The following is a 24,162-nucleotide window of genomic DNA, read 5'->3' as shown; positions in this document are numbered from 1 at the left end:
TTTTAAATCTTTTTATTCATTTTAAAATCGAATGAGTCATGACAAGCACGGTAGTAGCGTTAATATTTGATTTGAATCTTTCTCTTTTTCACTCTAATAATCCATACTTCCTTTTAAATCTTCTTCGTTTTTTCAGCAAAACACCACCAAAAACCAAAAGAGGAGAAGTTAGTAACGTTAAGAGGAAGAAGAGCGATTGGTGTTTCCATCTTCATGCAAACGGAAACCCACCTTTTTGCACCTCCTCTATTTAAATGGATTTCTCAGCATTGATATACCCTGTTCCATATACATTTGGATCACGGTCTGTCCATAAATCAGTCCCGTTTCGTAATTGTTCTTTCACTTCATCTGGTGTCATACTTGGATTTTGTTGAAGCATTAAAGCTACAATTCCCGCACAAATTGGAGTAGCCATTGACGTCCCTGATAACACAAAATAGTCAGTACCAACTCGAGCTGATTTTTGTAATTTATCTAAGTAGGACCTAGGTGCACGTAACGATACAATGTTCACACCAGGTGCCAATAGATCTGGCTTCTCCATTCCATAAAGTGTTGGTCCTCTGCTTGAAAAACTTGCAACATCATCTTCTAACCGGTCTGTCGTATTTCGATCATCAAGCGCACCTACCGTGATCACTTGGTCGCTAATTCCTGGGCTTGCAATCGTTCTTGCTTCTGGACCTTCGTTTCCAGCGGCAACACAAACGACAATTCCACTTTCCCAAGCCTTTTCAACCATTTGAACCATTGGATCATCATTCTCCTGATCATAACGCTCCGCAGGTGCACCTAAGGACAAACTAATAATATTAATAGGCTGACCCGGATTTCGTTCATTATAATTGATACACCATTGAACACCTTGCATAACTGTTTCTAATGAACCAGATCCTAATTTATCTAATACTTTTACTCCAACTACATTTGCTTCAGGTGCTGGACCTGCATACATACCTGATGAAGCTGATCCGTCTCCAAGTGCATCCCCTGCACAATGGGTACCATGACCGTTATCATCATACGGCTCTGTTCTTTGATTAATAAAATCGACAAAATCAACGATTCGTCCTGACAAATCGCTGTGAGTATAAATACCTGTATCAATGACAGCAACCGTAATCCCACTTCCTGTAAGCTCTATCCCATTTCGTACCACGTTTCTTGCATTTGCAGAATCGACCGCTGTGTCTAGAAAGGCTTGAACTTTGCGATTTAATGAAATCTTTTTAATGTGAGAGCAACTAGATAAAAGCTCTTCTAATACTGCTGGTGTAAGATCAGCACTACAGCACGATATTGTTGAAAATTCATTCCTCATCTTACAACCATGGTGTCTAGTAAATACTTGATTCATATCATGACACCCTTCTTTATAGCACTCATCCTCAAATTTAATGATAACAGACATTTTTTTTGTTCTCTTGATAAAATTCTCAGCCATATTGTGCAAAAAGCATGGTGTCCACTTAAACGGTTTATAGAGATTTAACACCTTTTCTCTTAAAGGATAATCTAATTTATGAGAGTGTAACCTCACCATTTGAACCATCGAATAACCAAACATCTTCCATACCTCCTTTGACTTTAGTTCTTACTTATTCTATGGAGGTTGAAATAGATTGGTAGCGATTCCTGACTAGTGTCTAGTAAAATATGTGATTGTCCACATCTCATAAGCTTGGCCTCGTCTATTAAATTCCCATCATTTCCGGTTGCCTAAAAAAAGGGCTGACCCCGCCTAGTCAATACAATATACGAAGGTTGATCCTCTTTTGAAGATCACATATATTATACGCTAGGGGTCAGACCCTGGGGCTTACGTCAGCCTCTAATTCATCTGTTATTTATACACCTTTATACGCTAAACGATAAACTTCAGCTAACTCACTTACTAATGGTAATTTGGGATTAGCTGTTGTACATTGATCCTCAAATGCCCGCTCAGCTAAATAATCTACTTTGCCCTCAAATACTTTTTCTTCAACACCATTCTCTTTAATGCTCATTGGGATATCCATTTCTTTTGCAAGTTTTATAATGGCTTGAACGAGACTCTCAACTCCTTCTCCAGTCGTCACTGCCGGTAAGCCTAATACTCTAGCAATTTCAGCATAGCGTTTGTCTGCAACAAAATGCTCGTACTTTGGAAATGCTGCAAATTTCGTCGGTTTCTGTGCATTATAACGAATAACATGCGGCATTAAAATAGTGTTTGAACGTCCATGGGCAATATGAAACTCTGCTCCTAATTTATGAGCTAAGCTGTGATTAATTCCAAGGAAGGCGTTCGCAAAGGCCATCCCCGCAATAGTCGATGCATTATGCATTTTCTCACGTGCCACTTCATCATTCCCATTACGGTAAGCACGAGGCAAATATTCGAATACGAGCTGAATCGCTTTGATCGCAAGTCCATCTGTATAATCATTCGCCAGGATAGAGACGTATGCTTCAATCGCGTGCGTTAACACGTCCATTCCCGTATCGGCTGTAATATGTTTTGGAACCGTCATTACAAACTGTGGATCGATAATCGCCACATCAGGTGTCAGCTCATAATCAGCTAACGGATATTTAATGTTTTGTTTTTTATCTGTAATGACAGAAAATGACGTCACTTCAGATCCAGTTCCAGATGTTGTAGGAATCGCAACAAACTGCGCATTCGTTCCTAGTTTCGGGTATTTAAACACACGCTTACGAATGTCTAAAAATTTCTGCTTTAAGCCACCGAACTCCGTATCTGGATGCTCATAAAATAACCACATTCCTTTAGCTGCATCCATTGCAGATCCACCACCAAGAGCAATAATACAATCAGGCTCAAAGCTTCTCATCATCTCTGCACCTTTTTCTACGGTTTCGATAGATGGATCTGGCTCGACATCAGCAAAAATTTCACAATGTACATAGTCGGGTCTTTGACGCAAGTAATGCAGAACTTTGTCGACATAACCAAGCTTAACCATACCAGGATCAGTGACAATGAATGCTTTTGTAATATTAGGCATTTTCGCTAAATATTGCGTTGAGTTTTTCTCGAAATATATTTTAGGTGGAACTTTAAACCATTGCATATTCACATTTCTCCGAGCTAATTTTTTGACATTCGTTAAGTTGACTGTGCCAACATTTGAAGAGACAGAATTCTTTCCATAAGAGCCGCAACCGAGTGTCAATGATGGCAGGAACGCATTATAGATATCACCAATCGCCCCTTGAGCTGACGGGGCATTGGCAATGATTCGGCAAGCCTTCATTCTCATACCAAATTGTCTAATGACCGTTTCATCTTCTGAATGAATGACAGCTGAATGTCCTAGCCCGCCAAATTCAAGCATTTCCTCTGCACGTGTTAACCCTTCTTCAGTTGAACGTACACGGTAGCAAGCAAGTACCGGGCTTAATTTTTCTCTTGATAACGGGTATTGTGGTCCCACACCTTTTAATTCAGCTAACAAGATTTTCGTATCTTCTGGAACTGTGACACCAGCAAGATTTGCAATAAAAGCAGCAGATTTTCCAACAATATCCGCATTCACTGCACACGTCGTTTCATTTATAACAAGTTTTTCGACTTTGGCTTTTTCTTCTTCATTCAAAAAGTAGCACTTGTTATCAACTAGCTCGCGTTTTACATTATCATAAATGGCACTATCTATAATAACTGCTTGTTCAGATGCACAAATCATGCCATTATCAAATGTTTTAGACAAGATTAGATCATTTACTGCCCGTTTGACATTCGCTGTTTTTTCAATGTAACAAGGAACGTTTCCTGGGCCTACACCTAGAGCCGGTTTACCAGTACTATAAGCAGACTTGACCATCCCAGCACCACCAGTTGCCAACACAAGAGCAATGCCATCATGATTCATTAATGCTTTTGTAGCTTCAATCGAAGGTGTCTCAATCCATTGAATGCAATTCTCTGGTGCGCCAGCTAAAATCGCTGCATCTCGCAAGATCCGTGCCGCTTCGCTACTGCATTTCTGCGCAGAAGGATGAAAAGCGAATATGATTGGGTTTCTTGTTTTTATAGAAATGAGTGCTTTAAACATTGTTGTAGATGTTGGGTTCGTGACAGGTGTAACACCAGCTATAACACCGACTGGCTCTGCAATTTCAGTGAGACCATTATGTTCGTTCTCGGAAATGATACCAACTGTTTTATCATACTTAATATTGTGGTAGATATATTCTGTTGAGAATAAATTCTTGATGATCTTATCTTCATATACTCCACGCTTCGTTTCGTTAACTGCAAGTTTAGCTAATTCCATGTGGTTTTCAAGTCCAGCTAAGGCCATCTTCTTAATAACTTCATCAATTTTCTCTTGATCGAATATTAAAAATTCATTTAATGCCTTTTGAGCATTTTCAACTAATTGATCTACTGCTTTTAATACATCTGTCTTCTCTACCATTTTCTTTTGATCTACAGCCATGTTAATACCCTCCTATTTGTGAAACATTTCACATGGTTTCATTTAAAAAAAAGCTATGCACATACGGGATTGCGAGGTATCTTTGTAACAGATATATCGGCAATCATTCTCGTTCCCTTTTTAATCAAACAAACATAGTTTACAGTCCAAACATAAGCAGGTATCTCTTCGTCATCTTCAAACATCATTGCCTCAAACTCATCATTGACCAACTCTTCAAAATCTTCCCTTGTATAAGTTTCAGTATCTGTTGAAAAATCTCTCCACTCACATAAGATCATTTGACTCCCTCCTAAATTCTTTCTAAGTAAAGCTTAACTTTCTATATTGATCATACTCTCACCTTAGGTTAAAAAAAGTGATATTGATCACAATTTAGAAAAAATTCGAAAAATAAATTTTTTTCTTTCTCAATAAAAAAAATATGGGCTACTACCCTGTCACTCTCTTGATGTATACATAGGCTATAAACGTATTCATGTTGACTATAAATTGTAAGGGAGAGCTATCCGATGAATCCATATCAACATTATCCTAGATATGTACAGCAACCAAGTGAATCCATGTCCTATCACAAAAATCCTTATTTTAGGCAGCCAACACTTGAATCGAAAGTGGGGCAACTTGAACAACAAATCGAGCAACAAGTGACTGAACTATCGAGACAGAACCAAGAAATTCAACGATTGAACGACGAAATTAATCGCATTAACGAAGAAATCATTCGATTAAATCAAAATGATGAACGTCATTTTGACCGTCTAAGCAGAATAAACCAAAGACTACGTACAGTTGAAAATAATCTCAATATCCCATATACAAGTGGCAACGACGGTTTTTAAATGAGATTTAAAAAAGCAGGAGTCCTATTGAGGCTCCTGCTTCTATTGCCATTTAGTAGAAATACATTAAAAGTAGTCAGATAACCACTCAAACTGTAGTTCATTACTTTATCGACAATCTCTCTTTCAATTGACTCCCGTTCACCTTTTCAATTAACTCGTATTGACGCAATTTCAATTTGAATAATGCCAATGGATCATGATACATTTCAGGATTAGACTTCAATTCAGTAAGGGCCTCATTTTTGTCCCTTATCGCAGACTGAGCCTCGACTGTCGCTTCATCCAACACGTTAAATGGCTTTCTGAAGAACATGTTCATATCACGATTCAATGCTTTCTCAAATAATTCGAATTGAATAAGAAACTGATTAATCATTGAATCAGCTATTTGTTTGTAGTCTTCATTTTCGATAAATTTCTTGTACATTTTTTGTAACATGCCTTTGTTTGTTGGCAGCACACCAAATAGCTTTCCTGAACTTTTCAGTAGAAGTTGTGAAGGCGTCAATCGCAACAAAATGTTCACATTATCCAAATGAACTCCATTTGTCATACGATCGATATCACGATACCAATCATCTAGAACGCGAAAATCACATTGTAATTTCAAGCGCTCCTCCCCATACAAAGCATTAAACCCTCCACTCATCTCTTTTAAGAAAGATTGGCTTTGAATAAATTCTACATTGCCAACTTCTAACCACTGCTGAAGTGAGTTGGATAGTTTTGGGATAACCGTTTGCTCTAAATAATGTTTAATTTGATCATTCATCTTTTGATTTAATTCAAGATGAATCGTTCGGAAATCACTATTAACTTGAACGAAGCTAGAGCATTCTCGGAGTAATTTCGGTATCGTGACTTTCAAATCAGTTTTTGTTTCTTGGATAATGGCATGATACGACTGTTTAATTCCTTGCATTTTCTCTTTCTCTACGTCTATTAACTGATTATTCGCTCCAGTGAGTTTAATAACCATTTCCTCGTTCCAAGTAATTTCGTCCATCAACTTGCTTTCCATTTCAATACGCTTTTTAAAAAGATGCGAAATAGTACTTCGAATCACCTGCAGGAGATTTCCATTCCGCTCTACCTCTATTTTTCGATTTTTAAAAATCTCAGTAATGAATTTAGGCAAATCACTTACCCTCGAAAAAGTAAATACATTTGCATGTGGAAAGTACATGGTCATTTTAGATTTTGTTTCTTCAATCATTCGATTGATTTCATGTTCATTGTAAATAGCATCTATTTTATTTATTAAAAAATGAATAGGAAGATTTGGTGCATGTTTTTGAATAGTCTTAAGCATATCTCGTTCACGTTCACCAAATGCTTTATGTGCATCTAAAACAAATAATGCTCGATCAGCCAAATAAAGTTGTTGACATAAATCGTCTCCTCTTGAACTTACTAATTTAGGAGAGTGTAGAATCGCTAGAGAGTTCTCATTTAGAAATTGACTTGGAAAACAGTAATCGATAATGTGCTGTTTCGGTAATGAATGTTCTTCAAAATCACCTGTTACATCTAGATGATTGGTCTCATCCGTTAATGCACGAATCGATGTCTCTTTGCCATATTTCAAGATAATTGTAGAGTTTACTTCTTCATCTAGAACAAATTCTCCAACAACTGTATTAATAAACAATGATTGTTCATTTGCAGAACTTTCCATTACGAATAAATGATTCATATTAAAATTCAGTAATTCCTGAACCATCCATTTTAATCGATTGCCCACTTTTAATTCATGGTCGTCTGCCCACTTCATGATAGACTCAAACAACAGTAAGCTCTGCTCTAAACCATCTGCAGATATTCTTGCTTGTTGCAGCATTGCGCTCGCTTCATTCACGACAGGTTGGCTTATGCTTTGCGGACTTAACTCGTTCCACGCAAGTACTGCAGTTGAAGCCATTACTAATTCAGATGAACTTGTTACTTTTACCCAATTTGTCAATAAATTAGGAATAACATCCTCTATCTCACGTAAATAATAGGTGCCATTGGTTAATTCAAAATACGTTTGTTGATACATTCCCGACAATTCTTTCCAATCTTTAGAACGTTGCACCTCCACTTGTAAGAAGAGATGATTGAACTCAATAATCCATGAAAAATAGTAATTCTCCAATTTATAGCTATTCCAAAATGATGTTGCCATTTGCTCAAACTTTGCTTCATCAATTGTAAATAGAGTTTGCAATGCTTTAGAGAAATAAGCTGGTTCAATCGTTTTCGTTAATCCCTTATCTATATATGAGTTTAAAATGCCAAACCATTCAATCGATTCAGTACGAAGAGCTTCGCTAACTGCAAGCTCAATTGCACTGCTCCAATCTCTAAATTCTTCAAAAAATGATCTAGCTACCTCCGTCACAGTTGGATAATCTGGATTCATCGCAACAATATTTTTGATTACTTTTGCTGCTTGATCAAGCAACTGTTGATCCATATAAACTGAAAATAATTGCAACTCCACTTCCGTAATCAGAACTAAATGATCTGTTTGAATAGATAGATACATTTCCTCGGCACTTGTAAGCAGCCCAAGCTCGTAATAACTATCAGCAATGTTTTTCTTTGCCCATGGTTCTAGCTCATTATCAACCTTCAGCCATTTATAAATAGCTGTCTCATAGTCTCTGAAATGATAATAGACTTCTCCTTGCGCAAAACGAAGAGAAGATAGATTGGGTTCTTCATTCTTTTGTTCAACTAGAAATTCCTCTGCAAGCCTCTTTATAGGTAGATTGCCGTCTTGGTCTTTTGCAACAACCTTTTTATAATGCATCTTTTTGATCAGTTCATTCTCTAGTGTCATAGTCATTTCCTTCCTTGCTGTTTAATATGTAATGAGAATACGATTCCCTAATCAATTTTATTAAAACGATCATAACTTTATTCAGCTATTGTAACAGAATTTTCTTTTCTAGCAATTTCAATTTAACAACAAACTATGTAAAATATCATTGATACTATAGAATCACTTCATACTATTACATAATTCCTATGATTTATATATATCACCTTTTGAGTTATATTAAAATAAGTAAATTTACCGAATTTAGTACCAAATCTAAAATGTTACATAAATGCATGTTATAATGTTATTATGTAACACCAATGAAGGAGGTTAGACATGGAATATGTAGAACCCATTCGACCAATTGAAAAGATAAAAATAATGAAACATTACTTACGCAAACGTTCGAAACGAGATTATCTATTATTCGTTTTAGGAATTAATACAGGTTTACGGATCAGCCAAATGTTAGAATTAAAATGTAAAGACGTAATAGATAAAGACTCCCCCCGAGATTTCATTACTCAAACCACTTCCGATAATGAGGAAATTTACATAAATCATAAAGTAAAACAAGCCATCTTAAGTTACGTCAAACACTCTAAATTACATACAGACGATTACTTGTTTTCAGCTTCTAATAAAAAACAACCAATCACAAGGCAACAAGCTTACCGAATCATTAACCAAGCAGCACAAGAAGCAGGAATATGTGACAAAATCGGTACACACACATTGCGTAAAACATTTGGTTATCATGCATACAAACAAGGTGTGGCTGTTTCGTTCTTACAAAAACGATTTAACCATAAAACTCGCGGTGTTACTCTACGCTATATCGGAATAACGGATGAAATCGTTAAACCACCTCAAATTGACGTGAATTTATAACATCATTGATAGATAAAATAGACTATATTGGAGAGGATACGACTGTATGATAAACGGAGCTTTTAATACGGATTACTTTATATTACTTGCTGCCCTTCTTTTAATTGCGGGGGTGTTAACAGCAAAATTTTCAACGCGGCTAGGGGTACCTGCCCTTGTCTTGTTCATGTTAGTTGGGATGTTAGCTGGTAGTGATGGTATCGGATTTATTTATTTCGATAATACAAAATATGCACAACTAATTGGCATACTCGCCTTAGTGGTTATCTTATTTGAAGGTGGGTTGCAAACAAAGTGGACCACGGTGAAACGAGTCGCCATTCCTTCTCTATCTCTTGCTACACTTGGTGTATTAATTACAACTTCTATCGTTGCAACTGCGGCTAAATTTATTCTAGATGTTACGTGGATGGAAGCTTTTTTATTTGGAGCTATTGTAGGCTCGACTGACGCAGCAGCCGTCTTTGCCGTTTTGAAAGGAGTAAACCTTCGTGAGCGTCTCAGTTCTACATTAGAAGCTGAATCAGGTACAAACGATCCGATGGCTGTTTTTTTAACTATTTCGTTTATTCAAATATTAATGACAGATCAACCTAACTATTTATTGCTTGCCGGTTCATTTTTTTGGCAGATGGGAATGGGACTTCTCATCGGGTTAGGATTAGGAATGGTTGCTTCCTATGCTGTGAATCGCATTAACTTAGATTCAAGTGGATTGTATCCTGTTTTTGCGATGGCATTCGCCTTGCTAACCTATAGCATTACAGCGCTCATTGGTGCAAGTGGATTGCTAGCTGTTTACGTCGCTGCACTTGTAATCGGGAATAGAGATTTAACATACCGTCATTCTATATTCAGATTTAACGAAGGGTTTGCCTGGATGATGCAAATTTTAATGTTTGTTATTCTTGGATTGCTTGTCTTCCCTTCTCAACTGTTTGACTTTAATATAATCATTAAAGGGTTTATTCTTTCTTTTATTTTAATCCTTATTGCTAGGCCTATTGCTGTATTTCTTTCAACAATCAAAATGAATTTCGATTTTAAGGAAAAAATCTTTCTCTCTTGGGCTGGATTAAGAGGAGCTGTTCCCATTGTTTTAGCAACATTCCCTATGATATCAGGGCTTGTTCATAGCCAATTGTTTTTCAATGTTGTCTTTTTCGTCGTGTTAACATCCGCTTTAATTCAAGGCTCAACCATTGCTTTTTTTGCTGAAAAATTGAATTTAACAGGTACAAAAAGAGAAACTCCTCTTCATTCTCTTGAGCTTGTATCAATCGGAAAAGCAAATGCAGAAATTATTGAAGTTGAGATAAATGATGATGACATTGTTGTCAATCAATCACTAGCAGAAATCACGTTTCCAAAAGACGTACTGATCAATGCCATTATTCGAAACGGAGAGCTGATCACCCCTTATGGGGAAACCAGGATACAAGCTGGAGATATACTCTATATCCTTGTTTCAAAACGAAGCAAAAAAGAACTAAAGCGAATGCTTGATAAGAAGCATCAGTCCGAACAGACTGTAAACGCAAACCAGTAAAAATTAAACGTTATGAAAAACGGCGGATCCGTCTTTTCTTAGAAGCAACATGCGAATTCAATCAAAAGAATCTTCCTCGAACAAACCTTCACACTGCTTATTTAAAAAGAAGCTATCTCAAAGGGTGACCTTAAATGAGATAGCCTTTTTATCAATTATGCTGCTTTATTTACATCTTCATCTAATTCAAAGTTACCTTCTGCACGATTTAACTTGATTTTATAGGAAAAAAATGCAAGAACGACGATTGTTCCAATGGTTGCTGCAACATAAGATGTTGACATCGGCAACCCGAACCCAATTGGAGCACTAAAGATGAATGTGAACGATACCATTGTCATAAATGTAGCTGGAATGGACGCAACCCAGTGGAACTTATGTTGAATTGCTAAGTACATCGCTCCAACAAATAAAGCAATGGCACTTATAGCTGCGTTTGTTACTCCAAAGTATCTCCATAAAAGCGTGAAGTCCATTGTTGTTAAGACAAATGAAATCACGAATAATGGTAAGGCAACCCAAAGACGATTAGCAATTTTCAGCTGTGGAACTTTGATATAATCTGCGATAATCATACGTGCTGAACGGAATGCTGTGTCACCAGATGTAATTGGTAGAACGATAACCCCTAGTACAGCTAATGTTCCACCGATCGCACCAAGCAATGTGAAGGCTACTTCGCTAACAACAAGACCAGCTCCACCTGAATCAATTAATGTACTTAAATCTGTTCCGTAAAAAAGACTCATAGCAGAAGCAGCCCATATCATAGCAATAATCCCTTCAACGATCATCATGCCATAGAAAACTTTACGTCCATTCTGTTCACTTTGCAGCGTTCTAGAAATAATTGGAGATTGTGTTGCATGGAACCCAGAAATCGCTCCACATGCAATCGTAATCATCAAGATTGGAAATACGGCAGTACCAGCAGGATGCATATTCTCAAGTGTCAACTCAGGAATTGGTGCGCCCGTTACAATTAACATACCGCCAATACCGACTGCACTAATGACAAGTAGTGCCCCTAAAATCGGATAAACTTTACCGATAATTTTATCAACTGGAAGCATTGTTGCAAGAATATAGTATAGAAAAATGACCGCAGTAATCACACCAAGTGCAACCCAACCATTCATCAAGTTGAATAAAAGCCCAGCAGGCGCCGTTACGAAAACGGTTCCAACAAGAAGTAATAAAAGAACGGCAATCACATTGACAATATGTTTCATTGCTTTCCCTAAAAATTTTCCTGCAAGCTGTGGCAAGTGCGCACCTTTGTTCCGAATGGAGATCATGCCCGTTAAATAATCATGCACCGCACCAGCAAAAATACAACCAACCACAATCCATATAAAAGCTACTGGTCCGTAAAGCGCTCCCATAATTGGTCCGAAAATCGGTCCCACACCAGCAATATTTAAAAGCTGAATTAAGGAATTTCGATTCGTGCCCATTGGTATATAGTCGACACCGTCTTTCATACTGTAAGCCGGAGTGGTTCGTTCCTCTTTTACTCCAAACATCTTTTCAATTAATTTCCCATAAGTGAAATAAGCTATAATTAAAAGTGCAATGGATACTAGAAAAGTAATCATTGAAAAACACCTCTCTCTTCTATTGAATACGCTTTCATTATAATGGTTCTGATCTACATGGTGTTGATTTTATGATAACGTGTGAGAATTAGAGACTAACGTGTTGATAATATTGTCTCACGTGCACCTACTAACATTCGTGTAAACTGAACCACTGAATCACTGTTCAAAATTATACTTGATATCATCTTTCTCCATTCCTATTTACAATCTATTCAAACAACAAGATGATGAATGCTTAGCACTCATCATCTTGTTGTTATTCAAAATCTAAACTAATCAATCTAGAATCTCGTCAATTCAAAGTTCTAACCGTTCTCTTAATGATTTCACGTAATTTCTACTAACTGGAATTTCTTCTTTTTGACCAACTACTTTCACTTGGTACGCACCATTGAACCATGGAATGAGCTCTTCTACTTTATTTAAATTTACAAGGTAGCTTTTATGTGTACGAAAAAAAGGATAGCCACTTAATTTTCCTTCTAAATCTTTTATTGGCGTTCTTGAACTAAATTTTCGCTCTTTCGTGCAAATAATCGTTTCTCGGTCTTCACGAAATAAATAAGTGATATCTATTGGCGATAAATACACGATCCGTCCTTCATCTTCTACGGCTAATTTTGCGATACCTGTCGTTATTTCCTCGCTTTTATCTGTCGTAACTAAACGTTCCTTTATTCGCTCCATTGTTTCTTGTAGCTGCTCCTCATCAAATGGCTTTACCAAGTAGTCTAATGCTTGAACACGAAAAGCTTTCGCTGCATAGTCAACATAGGCAGTAGCAAAAATAATGAGTGGAACGTTTTTCATATTTTGAAGAGATTTCGCTAATTCTAATCCTGACATTCGTGGCATTTCAATATCCACGAACACAACATCTGGCTCTTTTCTCATTACGATTTCTAACCCTTTTTCTCCTGAATCAGCCTCTCCAACAATCTCAATCTCTTTATAACGGCTCAATAAAAATATAAGTTCATCACGACTATGTAATTCATCGTCAATGATGACGGTTGTAATTGATTTCTTCATATACTCTCCCCTCTCATTCTTATCGTTGTTTCAAATCATTTAAACCACCTCGAAGCAATGTTTGGAGCCACCGCTTTACCTTTTGTGTTCACATCTTTTTCGGAATATCGAATGAAACCGTCGTTCCCTTTCCTTTTTCACTTTCAATCGTCAATGTCGATTCTTTCCCGTACATTATTTCTAGTCTACGATTAATATTATATAGACCAATCCCGGTTCCGGTTTCCGAGATGACTTTTTCTTTCCCTAACTCAGGTAATCGAACCTTCTCAATCCCTTGTCCATTATCTCTGATGGATAATTGGACAGCATCTTTACTTTTGTGAATTTGAATGAGTAATAAGCTGTCACTTCGCAATTGTTTCAGTCCATGCTTAAGCGCATTTTCAACAAGAGGTTGCAGTGTCATCGGCGGTATTTTCACTTGCAAAGCGTTTTCGTCCACATCATAATGAACAGATAGTTTATCAGAAAAACGCGTTTCTTCTATTTCTAAATACGCCCTCACATGTTTGAGTTCTTCTTCTAACGACGTTTCTGTTTCCGTTGTTCCAGCTAAGTTTTGTCTAAAAAAATGGGAAAGTGATAATAAAAGCTTTCTTGCTTTCATCGGGTCGGTTCTAACTAGTGCAACAATTGTATTTAATGCGTTAAATAAAAAATGAGGGCTTACTTGTGCTTGCAACGCTTTGATTTCAGCCTGCTTTGCGAGTTCTAAATGACGGTCAACCTCTGACAATTCAAGCTGATGACTTAATAATGTTGACAGTCCTTTACTAAGTTCAATCGTCGTAGGAGAAGGTCCTTTTTCTGACTTAAAATAAAACTTTAACGTTCCAATCGTCTCTTCTTTTATTTTTAGTGGCGCGATTATTGCAGCATGGAGAGGACAAAAGTCAACACCACAATGAATCTCACTAAAATTTGCAATAACGAGCTCACCTTCTACTAATACCCGCCTTGTCGCTTTCGTTTTAATCTCTTCATTCTGTAGATGATGATCTTCCCCTAAACCAACAAAAGCTATGACTTTTTCTTTGTTAGTAATAGAAACAGCATCCGCATGGATTTCCTTTAAAAGAATGTTACATGTTGGCAGAGCTGATCGCTCTGTTAATCCCTTTCGCATGAACTTTAATGTTAAATCAGCTAACTTTAACGCTTTTTGTGCTTGAAGTGATCCCATTTTTTCTTCTTCATGAATAACATTTCGAATAATTAATATAAACATCGCAGTTCCGATTCCATTTGCCACAATCATTGGAATTCCAATCGTGCCTACTAGTCCTAATGCTTGATCGAATGGTCGTGCAATTAGGAGTATAACGCCCATTTGAATCGCTTCTGCGAGCATTCCAATTATCAATGCTGTTTGCAAGGAAATGATACGATTGTTCTTATTTTTTTTATAAAAATAACCAGCAATGGCACCAGCCATGATTGTTGATAAGCCGCAGGCAACGCTAGTAAATCCCCCTAAGAAATATCGGTGAACTCCCGCAATGACTCCAGCACCAACGCCTACTTTCCACCCGCCTAATAAACCTGCGACAACGACACCGATCACACGTGAATTAGCAATCGCTTCTCCTTCTCCTATATCAACGACCCAACGTAGGTAAGTCGCTTGGTCTAAATTTACCTTTATTCCTGTATATGTACCAATAATTCCAAACAAACCGAACATAACGATAACGCTTACTTGTGTTATTTGCGAAATCTCTCGTTTCTCGATTAAGTTCCGAACAAATTTAAATCGAGTCATAACAAAAGCGACAGTGACGATGATTCCTAATCGTTCAAGCATCACTAATACTAATTCCCACATGTTTTACATCTCCTATATACATCGTATCAAGAAAGGAATATTCAGATGGTTGTTACTTTTAATGTAATACGTACGGAAGCATTTATCAAACTTATTCATCCCTTTAACCAAACGAGCGAGCGATCGATCACATACGCTATAACAAAAAGAAAGAAAGGAAGGAAATTATGTATTTGGCTAACCAGATAATGCAAAACTACCCACTTACACTCAAAAAGTAACATTGATTTCCGATAAAGGGAAAAAAGCGGTTTGGTCTATAAAAGCAGAAAAAGGCGATTTCATTTTAAAGAAATTGGCTATTGATGAAGAACGCCTCAAATTTATGGTCTATGCAATCAACTATCTTAGAGCTAATGGAGTTCATACTCCTGAAATAAAAAAACGACTAACGGAGAAGATTATGTAATTTTCAACGGTGAACTTTTAGTTTTATTTGAAGCTGTTTATGGCAAAAAGCCTACGTATAAAAAAAAGATAGAATTACAGCAAATCATTTCAGGTATGGCTGAGTTCCACAAAGCTTCTTCTGGTATCAAAATTCCACACCATACGAAGCCTTCTATTCTATTAGGAGGATGGCTACCAGAGTATCAAAGAAAATATAGGAAATTAGAAAGCTGGAAACAAGAGCGTTTGGAGGCTTCACAAAAAATGAATTTGATGAACAATTCCTGCTTCATGTTGATACATTTCTCTCCCAATGCAAAAAGGCTATCATCCTATTACAAGAATCTTGCTACAAACAATGGGTTGAACAAACAAAGAAAACGAAACAATCTGCCATCAAGGTTTTGCTGCTGGGAATCTAATTATTGATAAAAAAGGCAATCTACAAGTGTTTGATATGGATTCGTTAACCATTGATCTTCCCATACGCGACATGAGAAAAATATTAAATAAAGTGATGAAAAAACGAAAGAAATGGGCTCTCGATGTGTTGAATAACATGGTTCGAGCTTATCAATGGATCAACCCACTAACAAATGAGCAACTTATAGCAGGCTTTTAAAACAAAGCAACGGCTACGCTCATTGCGTATTAACAGGATAGTTCTCATTATCTTCACCATTAAACAACCCTAATGTGGGGGTAGCCCGGAAACTATGATAGAACACTTAACCTTACATTTGCTTTACAAGCGATCGAGGGAAATGATCTAGAGTCTCCCTCGCCTAAGGGATTTTACTTTTCCTTCAAGAAGGCTACGACCGTCTCAAGCAACATATTCGCTCCTTGTTCACATTCCTCCCATGTTGTTTCCTCTTCTTCACAATGACTTTTACCATTTTTACTTGGTACAAATAGCATAACAGAAGGACAGATCATATTGATAAACTGTGCATCATGTCCTGCCCCGCTGATCATCTTTTTGTACGAGTATGCTAAACTATTTGCGGATTCTTCTAACAGCTGTACTAACTCTTCATCGAACCAAACCGTATCACGGAACCACATTTTTGTTAGTTTCACATTACATTGCCCTTCAGCTTTAATTTCTTGTGCTTGTTCGGCAATAAATGTCTCTACCTCATTAATAACTTCCGCGTTTTTATGACGTGCTTCTAATGAGAAAACAACTTTATTCGGAATAACCGTATGAACATTTGGCGTTACACTTACACGACCAACTGTGTACACAAGGTCAGAATCTAACTGATTAAGTTTATGTCGAATGGCCTGAATATAATCATTCATCGCAAAAAGGGCATCTTTTCTCATAGGCATTGGGGTTGTTCCAGCATGATCTGATTCTCCTGTTATCTCAATCTCGTAACAAACCATTCCCATCACCGCTTCCACAACCCCAATAGCGATCCCTTCACTTTCTAGAATCGGCCCTTGTTCAATATGTAGCTCTAAAAACGCAGTTGCTTCTTCGAGACGGTTCTCAACTTCTCCTGCATAGCCAATTGAGTGCAACGCTTCTTCAAACGTAACACCTTCACCATCTACCTTGTTAAGCATAGCACCTTTTTCAAATTTGCCCGAGAGTACACCAGAAGCCATCATCGAAGGCTCAAATCTCGCTCCTTCCTCGTTCGTGACATTTAAAATGGTAATTGGAATTCGCGGCTTTACTTGATTTTCCACTAATGTTCTCACAACTTCCAGTCCTGCTAAAACACCTAATACACCATCAAATCGTCCACCTTTTTTCACCGTATCTAAGTGGGAGCCAATGACAATTGGTGGTTTGTCTTCAATTCCCGGAAGAGTCGCATAAATTGATCCCATGTCGTCTACCTTGACAGACATGCCTAACTCCGTGCAACTTGAACAAAAATAATCTCTTGCCAACCGGTCTTCTTCTGAAAGGGCTAATCGTGTAACACCATTATTCTGTGTTCGACCAAAGTTGGCAAATATTCGCAGCTCCTTTTTCAATCGTTCACCGTTTACTAATAATTTTTGAGTTTGCATGATAGCCACTCCTCCATACAGTCTTGAATTATCTTATTATTCACACTATCGTACCCTATTTCTTCCTACCAATCAGCAAGTGCGTTAGCATATATTACATATTTTCCCTAACACAAAAAAATGTAAAGTGCATCCTAGTGTTTTAAACATAAAAAAACGAATAATAGACGTCAATACTAGTCCATCATTCGAAAGAAAGTATGAAATTATTTTTTTTGATCTAACATTTTTGCAACTGTATCCAAGCGAATCGCCCCTGAATCATTAATAATCGTTTGAACAATTTGATCTTCCATTTCCTTGCTGACTTTTTTATTCGCTACTCTTGAAACTTCTTGAATTAATTTTCTAACTACCTTTTCATCCCGTAAATTAGCTTGTTGAAATGAGTTTGCCAGTTTTACTACATCTGTCATCTTTACGCCTGTTTTCTTTTCAATATTTTGAAAAAGAAAATTGCCCATCAAGTTAGGTCCCCCCCATCTTTGGTAGATAGTAAAAGCCGTTTTTTGTTCGTTTAAACACAAACTTTTACTTTAGTAGTTGTAGCCCTATATTGGATACTCTAAAATCCCTACAAACGATTCACGCAAATCCACCTGTCCATATTTGTCCCCGACATCCAAACGTTCCTTTAAATTGATGGAAAAAACAAGTGATACGACTACTCTCTTGTACTATATGCTAGAAATCATAAGTTGTTTGGGTTTTTAGACAGTTACATTTTCTACATGTCAACCTATTTTTTGAAGGGAGAATTTACGTAAAAATAAAAAAACATCACTAATAAAAGTGATGCACGTAAAATTACGGCTCTTATTTCAACATTTGACTTGAATCTACAAAAATCCTTTGAGACTGGTCAGCTCCTGTTCTACTTTTTAGGATGACCAAATAGGATGATTGCCCATGGATCAATAACTTTCTCTTGTTGTAAATTTATCTTTTTTATTTCTGTTTTTGATTCTGAACCCGCGGCTACCTTTTTATGATTTTCTCTATTGATTTTCAGTAGTGGTTTCTGCATGTTACCATTCTCCTTTTTATTTCCATACATGGTACTACATTATGGAGAATGGTTTCTTAATGTTTGGGTATAGCAGTAAATAGTTAGAGAATCATCACTTTATCCAATTTATGAAAAAAACGTTTCGATTGAAAAGGTTGATGTTCAGCTTCTTTGCTTAATTGCAAAAACTCCTGGATTTTCATATTGACTTCCTCTTCAAGTGAATGAATTCCAAGTACAGGCTCACTTTCATATTCATTTACTAGCCATGAAGCCAATCCACTTGGTGAACTTAAAACATTAAATGATGTTATGATATGCTCAGCCTCTATTGATTCAAGTAGTCTCAATGCTTGTTCTAATTTATGAAAACTCGCATCCTCATCATCAATCCAACTGGTTTCAAGAGTCGCTAATATATCCTGCATTTTCTCTTTTGCACTTGAATCAATTTGTTCTCTTAACGGTAATTGCTCAAGTAATAGAGAAAACGTTTGGTCCCCTAACATGATTGTTTTTGGGTCCATTTCTTCAATTTTATAATAGCCGATAAATGCAGTTGGCAGAAAAATAAATTGGATAAATCCTATTACAGCCTTAATATTTGGAAAAAGTAATCGAATAGATTCATGTTGTCCGGATAAATGATTTAATATTTGACCTACAAAAATTAAATCATTTTGCTTATAGACTTGATTAACTGGAGAAAGCCAATAATCACCTTTTTGTGTCTTAACTTTCCAATAATCAGGATATTTATATTTACTCATTTTGCACCTTCTTTCCTTTTCAATACATACTTTAAAAGATATAAGCGCTCCCATTCAACGTACAAGGACCTTCCTCAATTTGTCAATAGTTATTCACAAAAATGATAGAGATTTTTTAATGATTTCCAAATAACGAACCTTTCATACTTGGAACTAGAAGAAGAGAAAAGTTTTTATTAGAGGGGATATTTGAAGGGATCATTATAAGTCTATATTTACTTCCAACATTATCAAACGTACTTTCTAAAAGCAATGACCTCTATGATAGAAATTTCGGATAAAGAGTTATAACTATTATTTATAGAGACAGGGTCAATCAATCTTTTTTAATATCTGCGAAGAAGTGGTTTTACGAGCGTATTTATAGGCGCAAAACAAGTTTGCGCCTATTTGCGGATCTTCTTCAAAGTTGGTTCAGAATGCTAAGCGAAACCCATCGATTTCTTCTTATTATGAGCTGATTGCTGAATTATAAGGCAAAAACACTATTCGGGTTCACTTTACACTTTATTCAGCCAATCCTCCTCAACAAATTCATGATTCATCGTAACTCCTGCTTCATACCCTTCACTTGCAGCGCCGATTAAACCAGTGAATCTTTTGGCTGCATCCCCGATAATATACAGTCCTTCAATGTTTGTTCTTCCATGTTCCTTGGTTTCGAAAGCTCCTTTTTCATTTAACCTTATACCAAGCTTTTCCGGGAGCATTGTCGCTTGTGCGGCTCCTGTGTTGACTAAAAAGGCAGCTTTTCGTTTGAGTGACTCTCCATCGGCAAAAGCAATTTCTTCTAATTCGCCATCAGTTGACGTTAGCTCCTTTATTTCAGTCTCAACTAGCCGAACTCCATGATGATCTAACTCCGTTCGTTCATGTTTCGTTAATACAGCTGGTCCATTCGTTGCAACAATTAAATCTTGACTCCAATTAAAAATCAATCGAATATAATGAATGAGGTTTTTTTCGTTTCCAATGACCGCCAATGGTTGATCACGATGCTCCCAAGCATCACAATACGGACATGAAAACACTGATTTTCCATACGTTTGGGTAAGTCCAGAAATAGAAGGTAAATGTTCTTTTAACCCTGTAGCAAAAATCATTTTACGGCTCACAATCACTGTTCCATTTTGTGTTGTTGTTGTAAAGCTCCCCTTTTTATTTTCAACATTTTTAACAAGGTCATTCACTATTGAAACATTGTCATATTTCTTCATTTGTTCTTGTGCTAATTCACGAAGTTCAAAAGGCTTTATTCCATCTCTTGTTAAAAAACCATGTGATTCATATGTCACTTCATTTCTCGGATGCCCTGAATCAATCAATACAACGCTCCTACATGACCGTCCAAGTACTAGAGCGGCGCTTAACCCCCCAGGTCCACCACCGACGATTACGACATCCGCCGTTCTAAGTTCCATACGACTCTTCCCCTTTCTGTTTACGTTTCATTAATCAAAACTCCAATAAAAAAAGGCAGACCTAGTCTGCCCATTATTTCCATATTCTACTCTTCGTCCCAAACCTTCACTTCTTGCATCGTATCGCCTTGCTTAATACGATAAATTGAATCAAGTCCTTCAACAACTTGTCCAAACACAGTATGCACGCCATCTAAATGTGGTTGTGGCTCATGTACAACAAAGAACTGACTTCCACCTGTATCTTTTCCAGCATGTGCCATTGAAAGAGATCCAGCAACATGCTTATGTGGGTTGCCGGCTGTTTCACATTTAATTGTGTAACCAGGTCCACCAGTTCCGTTTCCAGTTGGGCATCCACCTTGAGCAACAAATCCAGGGATTACACGATGGAACGTTAGGCCGTTATAGAAGCCTTCTTTAGCAAGCTTTTCAAAATTTTCAACATGTCCTGGTGCAGCTTCAGGAAAAAATTCAATAACAAGCTTCTCACCATTTTCAAAAGAAATAGAACCTTTTTTCATATGTATAGCCTCCAATTTAGATAGATTCACCTTATTGTACACGATTCGCTTTCTAATGTGAAATCGAATGAACCAATTCTATGTTTTCTATTTGTCGATTGAGATCCACTCGATAGAGTATATAGACAGTTCAATGCTAATTAATGAGCTTACTTTCTTTTTTCGGTCATTTTGCCGGTCTTATATCTTCTCAAAAATAAAAAGAGTTGCTGAGGGCTATTAGATTCACTATCTGCCCCTAGTTTTGTTGGCTCCGCATCAGCAATCGGTAGCACCTTTGTTGGGTACTCTTTATGAGCAGTCGCTGAAACTAAGTAAAAGCGAGCGGGATTAGACGGGTCGACACTGTGGAGTGTAACCTCTTTTTTACCAAGACCGACATACAAACAATCCCGTTTGTTCAACTCGAACTCTTCACCATCAACAACAACCTTTCCTTTAGGTCCAATGTTTACGATTCCAATTTCTCTTCTTTCAAGAAAATAATCCATTTTCAATGCATCACCCGCATCCAATGTAAGGGCTTGACTAGTCGGGATCCCCCCCAACAATTAACACGGTCATAATGAGAATAGACCATGTTAATTTCTCCTGATACAAACAGGGACTCAATTAAATATTCACTTCTCAATTTCTCTGTCGTATATTGTTTACTATCAGTTGGGTTTGTTGCGTGTCTTATTTGCTCATCCATCCACCATCAACACATAATACATGCCCATTCACCTTTAGGAATGCGAGAAGTAATCGATGCTTTCTTTCTACGTTTGCACGCAATGCCTCTGTATTATCTGTTTCCATCACTTAAAGTAATAGGAGTTACTTCTTTTAGCACCTTCAGAATACTCTTATCTAACAAATCATCTGTAATCACTTCATCCACATCATCCAACGTAGCAAACTGAATCAAACCAACTTTGTCGAGTCTGCAAGAAGAGTCACGTGATCTGCACACCCAATAATCTGTCTTTTCCATTCCACATGAAAACTATTTAGCACCGTTAAACCATGCTCAAGCGATACACCCGTTGCCCCAAAAAACAACCGGTTTACACGAATTCGCTTCAATAAGTCTGACGCTTGTACACCAAATAGAGACGAGGATGTCCCTATTCGCGATCCCCCCAGTACCATTAACTGGACCTTTTCCTTATAGATTAGTTCATTTGCAATTTTTATATCATTGGTAATTACCGTTACAGGAAAATCACCTAAAAGACGTGCGGTTTGAACCGTCGTGCTTCCACCATCCAAAAGAATCGTATCCTGAGGTTTGATTAGCTTAATTGCCTCTTTAGCAATGGCTACTTTTCTTTCATTATTGCTTAATTGTCTTTCATCAATCGGAAAGATTCGTTCGCTTTCCTCTATCAATACCGCTCCACATGAATTCGTTTGAGCAAGCCCTTTTTCTCTAGCATTTCAAGGTCAATTCTAATTGTTTTTTCTGTAACACCAAAATCAGTGCTTAATTCTGAAACTTTGACAATCTTGCTTTTATCTAACTCATCTAAGATTTTTTCATATCGTTCTACAGAGAGCATAAAAGATTCCTCCAAGCGCACTTTGATAGGCTATAGTTTTCATTATCGAACACAAACGAACATTTGCAAACTAAGAATATGATATTTCACAATAGAAAAAAAAAACCGAATAAGAAGGATTCCCCAAATTCGGCTTATGATCTTATTTACTATTGCCTTTTCCACTACAAGTATTTCAACAGTTTATAAAAAACTTTTACTAGGGATTGTTTTTAAAAAAGGAAATCCATCTAAGATAGAGATCCCTGGCTACTTATGCTAAAAACGTGTATTTAGTTGATCGACTGTATTTTTCTCCCTGTTTTAAAATAACAGAAGGAAAGTGCGGATGATTTATCGCATCAGGAAGACCTTGTGTTTCCAAACAAAGACCCAAATAATTAGTTGAATTCCCACCCCGTACTTCATAATCATTACCGATTGTATTGCCAGTATAGAGCACAACACATGGTTCATTTGTTTCAACCACTAGTGTTCGACCACTTGTACGGTCTTCTAATTGAATTTCCTTTTCATAATTGGCCTCTAATAAAAACGGATGATCATATCCATTGCCAGCTAGTTGATTTTGCTTATGGCGTGATTCAATTCCATCTGCTATTTCTCTGCCTTTTTGAAAATCGAAAACGGTGTTCTCTACATCCACCATCTCTCCTGTTGGAATGAGATCATCACCCAACTCTAAAAACTGGTGGCTTTTCATTGTTAACACATGATCAGTTATCGTCCTTTTTTAAATCCCCACTTAAATTAAAATATGTATGGTTTGTAACGTTTAGGAGCGTATCTTCGTACGAAATACCATCATATATAATCGTTAGTTCATTTTCATTATTCAGTAAATACGTTACTTTCATATAAACGGTTCCTGGGTACCCTTCTTCTCCATCTTGTCTACGATAATTGAACTCCAAACCGATCTCATCTTCTCTTTCGATGATTTGCGCATCCCAGATTACTTTATCAAGCCAACATTACCACCATGGAGGTGGTTTTCTCCATTGTTTTGAAGGAGTGTGTAAGACTTCCCATTTAACTCAAACTCACCTTTGTTGATTCTACCAGCAACACGTCCGATAACTGCTCCAAAATAGGGAGAGTGCTCCTGATATTCTTCTAAACTATCAAATCCTAAAACGATATTCTCTTATTTCCCTTCTTTATCTGGCGCTGCTATCTTTGTGATAATACAGCCATAATCAAGAGCTGTTATTTCAAATGCTCGATTATTTATTAACGTATAAGCGTTTACATTAGTTCCTTGAAACTGACCAAAACGTTCTTTCGTTATACGCATAAATGAAACCCCTTCTCGTACGAATGTTTTTAAAACCCAAAAGAGTCAGTACTTTTTTTGAATTCGAACATGCTAAATTTCTAAGCTTATACGCATGAGTTACATCCATTATAAAGAAAAGGTTCTGATTAGGCAAAAGGTGAGGGTACCTTTCAAGTTTCACC

At 37.0% G+C, this 24,162-nt stretch carries 21 protein-coding genes and 1 pseudogene; 5 read left to right on the top strand and 17 right to left on the bottom strand.

Translation table 11 applies throughout. The features are described from left to right. Positions 1-250 precede the first annotated feature (250 nt). The 3 genes from SAZ04_RS06010 to SAZ04_RS06000 all read right to left on the bottom strand — a co-directional run bounded on the left by SAZ04_RS06010 (position 251) and on the right by SAZ04_RS06000 (position 4,735). On the bottom strand, positions 251-1,570 hold the full coding sequence (locus SAZ04_RS06010; protein WP_332692560.1) for a S8 family peptidase: 1,320 nt from the start codon (positions 1,568-1,570) through the stop codon (positions 251-253). Between the two features lie 280 nt (positions 1,571-1,850). Then, complete coding sequence (gene adhE / locus SAZ04_RS06005) at positions 1,851-4,454, bottom strand: bifunctional acetaldehyde-CoA/alcohol dehydrogenase (protein ID WP_332692557.1); 2,604 nt, start codon at positions 4,452-4,454, stop codon at positions 1,851-1,853. Positions 4,455-4,507: 53 nt separating this feature from the next. Continuing rightward, a complete protein-coding gene (locus tag SAZ04_RS06000) occupies positions 4,508-4,735 on the bottom strand; it encodes a hypothetical protein (RefSeq protein WP_332692554.1) in 228 nt (75 codons plus the stop codon). A gap of 231 nt (positions 4,736-4,966) precedes the next feature. Between SAZ04_RS06000 and SAZ04_RS05995 the strand changes: the two genes are divergently transcribed. After that, positions 4,967-5,296, top strand: a complete 330-nt coding sequence (locus SAZ04_RS05995; protein ID WP_332692551.1) for a hypothetical protein — start codon at positions 4,967-4,969, stop codon at positions 5,294-5,296. A gap of 103 nt (positions 5,297-5,399) precedes the next feature. Here SAZ04_RS05995 and SAZ04_RS05990 read toward each other — a convergent pair whose 3' ends face one another. Then, positions 5,400-8,126, bottom strand: coding sequence for a GTP-binding protein (locus tag SAZ04_RS05990; RefSeq protein WP_332692548.1), 2,727 nt, complete (start codon positions 8,124-8,126; stop codon positions 5,400-5,402). Between the two features lie 318 nt (positions 8,127-8,444). On the opposite strand from SAZ04_RS05990, the gene SAZ04_RS05985 reads away from it, so the two are divergent. Together SAZ04_RS05985 and SAZ04_RS05980 are read left to right on the top strand one after the other, a co-directional pair. Next, a complete protein-coding gene (locus tag SAZ04_RS05985; protein ID WP_332692545.1) occupies positions 8,445-8,999 on the top strand; it encodes a tyrosine-type recombinase/integrase in 555 nt (184 codons plus the stop codon). Positions 9,000-9,045: 46 nt separating this feature from the next. Next, positions 9,046-10,548, top strand: coding sequence for a potassium/proton antiporter (locus SAZ04_RS05980; protein ID WP_332692542.1), 1,503 nt, complete (start codon positions 9,046-9,048; stop codon positions 10,546-10,548). A 155-nt stretch (positions 10,549-10,703) separates the two neighbouring features. Here SAZ04_RS05980 and SAZ04_RS05975 read toward each other — a convergent pair whose 3' ends face one another. The 3 genes from SAZ04_RS05975 to SAZ04_RS05965 all read right to left on the bottom strand — a co-directional run bounded on the left by SAZ04_RS05975 (position 10,704) and on the right by SAZ04_RS05965 (position 15,009). Beyond that, a complete protein-coding gene (locus SAZ04_RS05975; RefSeq protein WP_332692539.1) occupies positions 10,704-12,146 on the bottom strand; it encodes a carbon starvation CstA family protein in 1,443 nt (480 codons plus the stop codon). Between the two features lie 300 nt (positions 12,147-12,446). Further along, positions 12,447-13,181 (bottom strand): LytR/AlgR family response regulator transcription factor, encoded by a 735-nt coding sequence (locus tag SAZ04_RS05970; protein ID WP_332692536.1) that lies wholly within the window; start codon positions 13,179-13,181, stop codon positions 12,447-12,449. Between the two features lie 88 nt (positions 13,182-13,269). Beyond that, complete coding sequence (locus SAZ04_RS05965; protein WP_332692533.1) at positions 13,270-15,009, bottom strand: sensor histidine kinase; 1,740 nt, start codon at positions 15,007-15,009, stop codon at positions 13,270-13,272. A 223-nt stretch (positions 15,010-15,232) separates the two neighbouring features. On the opposite strand from SAZ04_RS05965, the gene SAZ04_RS05960 reads away from it, so the two are divergent. Beyond that, positions 15,233-15,418: a hypothetical protein gene (locus SAZ04_RS05960; RefSeq protein WP_332692530.1), complete on the top strand. Its 186-nt coding sequence runs from the start codon at positions 15,233-15,235 to the stop codon at positions 15,416-15,418. Between the two features lie 429 nt (positions 15,419-15,847). Then, positions 15,848-16,021, top strand: coding sequence for a hypothetical protein (locus SAZ04_RS05955; protein WP_332692528.1), 174 nt, complete (start codon positions 15,848-15,850; stop codon positions 16,019-16,021). Between the two features lie 173 nt (positions 16,022-16,194). Here the strand turns inward: SAZ04_RS05955 and SAZ04_RS05950 are convergent, their stop codons facing one another. The 10 genes and pseudogenes from SAZ04_RS05950 to SAZ04_RS05905 all read right to left on the bottom strand — a co-directional run bounded on the left by SAZ04_RS05950 (position 16,195) and on the right by SAZ04_RS05905 (position 23,998). Next, positions 16,195-17,433, bottom strand: a complete 1,239-nt coding sequence (locus SAZ04_RS05950) for a Zn-dependent hydrolase (RefSeq protein ID WP_332692525.1) — start codon at positions 17,431-17,433, stop codon at positions 16,195-16,197. Between the two features lie 206 nt (positions 17,434-17,639). Continuing rightward, complete coding sequence (gene spoVIF / locus SAZ04_RS05945; RefSeq protein ID WP_332692522.1) at positions 17,640-17,897, bottom strand: sporulation-specific transcription regulator SpoVIF; 258 nt, start codon at positions 17,895-17,897, stop codon at positions 17,640-17,642. A 410-nt stretch (positions 17,898-18,307) separates the two neighbouring features. After that, positions 18,308-18,460, bottom strand: coding sequence for a hypothetical protein (locus SAZ04_RS05940; protein WP_332692519.1), 153 nt, complete (start codon positions 18,458-18,460; stop codon positions 18,308-18,310). Between the two features lie 83 nt (positions 18,461-18,543). Further along, a complete protein-coding gene (locus SAZ04_RS05935; protein ID WP_332692516.1) occupies positions 18,544-19,212 on the bottom strand; it encodes a hypothetical protein in 669 nt (222 codons plus the stop codon). 500 nt (positions 19,213-19,712) lie between these two features. Then, a complete protein-coding gene (locus SAZ04_RS05930; protein ID WP_332692513.1) occupies positions 19,713-20,633 on the bottom strand; it encodes an NAD(P)/FAD-dependent oxidoreductase in 921 nt (306 codons plus the stop codon). Between the two features lie 86 nt (positions 20,634-20,719). After that, the gene (locus SAZ04_RS05925; RefSeq protein ID WP_332692510.1) at positions 20,720-21,157 is read right to left on the bottom strand and encodes a peptidylprolyl isomerase; all 438 of its coding nucleotides are present in this window, start codon (positions 21,155-21,157) and stop codon (positions 20,720-20,722) included. 149 nt (positions 21,158-21,306) lie between these two features. Further along, the gene (locus SAZ04_RS05920) at positions 21,307-21,648 is read right to left on the bottom strand and encodes a 5-deoxy-glucuronate isomerase (RefSeq protein WP_332692507.1); all 342 of its coding nucleotides are present in this window, start codon (positions 21,646-21,648) and stop codon (positions 21,307-21,309) included. Between the two features lie 415 nt (positions 21,649-22,063). Continuing rightward, positions 22,064-22,531, bottom strand: a complete 468-nt coding sequence (locus tag SAZ04_RS05915) for a DeoR/GlpR family DNA-binding transcription regulator (protein ID WP_332692504.1) — start codon at positions 22,529-22,531, stop codon at positions 22,064-22,066. Beyond that, entirely contained in the window at positions 22,528-22,701 is a 174-nt protein-coding gene (locus SAZ04_RS05910) for a DeoR family transcriptional regulator (RefSeq protein WP_332692501.1), read from the bottom strand. The genes SAZ04_RS05915 and SAZ04_RS05910 overlap by 4 nt, the downstream gene beginning before the upstream one ends. 253 nt (positions 22,702-22,954) lie before the next feature. Then, positions 22,955-23,998 (bottom strand): annotated as a pseudogene (locus tag SAZ04_RS05905) (aldose epimerase family protein). Between the last annotated feature and the right edge of the window lie 164 nt (positions 23,999-24,162).

The organism is Halalkalibacter lacteus (genome assembly GCF_036663595.1).
GTDB classification, from domain to species: domain Bacteria; phylum Bacillota; class Bacilli; order Bacillales; family Bacillaceae_D; genus Halalkalibacter; species Halalkalibacter lacteus.
The sequence above is the reverse complement of the archived record's forward strand: the minus strand, read 5'-3'. Positions and strand labels throughout refer to the sequence as shown.

Coding starts and splice junctions, on each gene's coding strand:
- SAZ04_RS06010 (WP_332692560.1), bottom strand. CDS start 1,570: ATGTTTGGTTATTCGATGGTTCAAATGGTGAGGTTACACTCTCATAAA.
- adhE (WP_332692557.1), bottom strand. CDS start 4,454: ATGGCTGTAGATCAAAAGAAAATGGTAGAGAAGACAGATGTATTAAAA.
- SAZ04_RS06000 (WP_332692554.1), bottom strand. CDS start 4,735: ATGATCTTATGTGAGTGGAGAGATTTTTCAACAGATACTGAAACTTAT.
- SAZ04_RS05995 (WP_332692551.1), top strand. CDS start 4,967: ATGAATCCATATCAACATTATCCTAGATATGTACAGCAACCAAGTGAA.
- SAZ04_RS05990 (WP_332692548.1), bottom strand. CDS start 8,126: ATGACACTAGAGAATGAACTGATCAAAAAGATGCATTATAAAAAGGTT.
- SAZ04_RS05985 (WP_332692545.1), top strand. CDS start 8,445: ATGGAATATGTAGAACCCATTCGACCAATTGAAAAGATAAAAATAATG.
- SAZ04_RS05980 (WP_332692542.1), top strand. CDS start 9,046: ATGATAAACGGAGCTTTTAATACGGATTACTTTATATTACTTGCTGCC.
- SAZ04_RS05975 (WP_332692539.1), bottom strand. CDS start 12,146: ATGATTACTTTTCTAGTATCCATTGCACTTTTAATTATAGCTTATTTC.
- SAZ04_RS05970 (WP_332692536.1), bottom strand. CDS start 13,181: ATGAAGAAATCAATTACAACCGTCATCATTGACGATGAATTACATAGT.
- SAZ04_RS05965 (WP_332692533.1), bottom strand. CDS start 15,009: ATGTGGGAATTAGTATTAGTGATGCTTGAACGATTAGGAATCATCGTC.
- SAZ04_RS05950 (WP_332692525.1), bottom strand. CDS start 17,433: ATGCAAACTCAAAAATTATTAGTAAACGGTGAACGATTGAAAAAGGAG.
- spoVIF (WP_332692522.1), bottom strand. CDS start 17,897: ATGGGCAATTTTCTTTTTCAAAATATTGAAAAGAAAACAGGCGTAAAG.
- SAZ04_RS05940 (WP_332692519.1), bottom strand. CDS start 18,460: ATGCAGAAACCACTACTGAAAATCAATAGAGAAAATCATAAAAAGGTA.
- SAZ04_RS05935 (WP_332692516.1), bottom strand. CDS start 19,212: ATGAGTAAATATAAATATCCTGATTATTGGAAAGTTAAGACACAAAAA.
- SAZ04_RS05930 (WP_332692513.1), bottom strand. CDS start 20,633: ATGGAACTTAGAACGGCGGATGTCGTAATCGTCGGTGGTGGACCTGGG.
- SAZ04_RS05925 (WP_332692510.1), bottom strand. CDS start 21,157: ATGAAAAAAGGTTCTATTTCTTTTGAAAATGGTGAGAAGCTTGTTATT.
- SAZ04_RS05920 (WP_332692507.1), bottom strand. CDS start 21,648: ATGGATTATTTTCTTGAAAGAAGAGAAATTGGAATCGTAAACATTGGA.
- SAZ04_RS05910 (WP_332692501.1), bottom strand. CDS start 22,701: ATGCTCTCTGTAGAACGATATGAAAAAATCTTAGATGAGTTAGATAAA.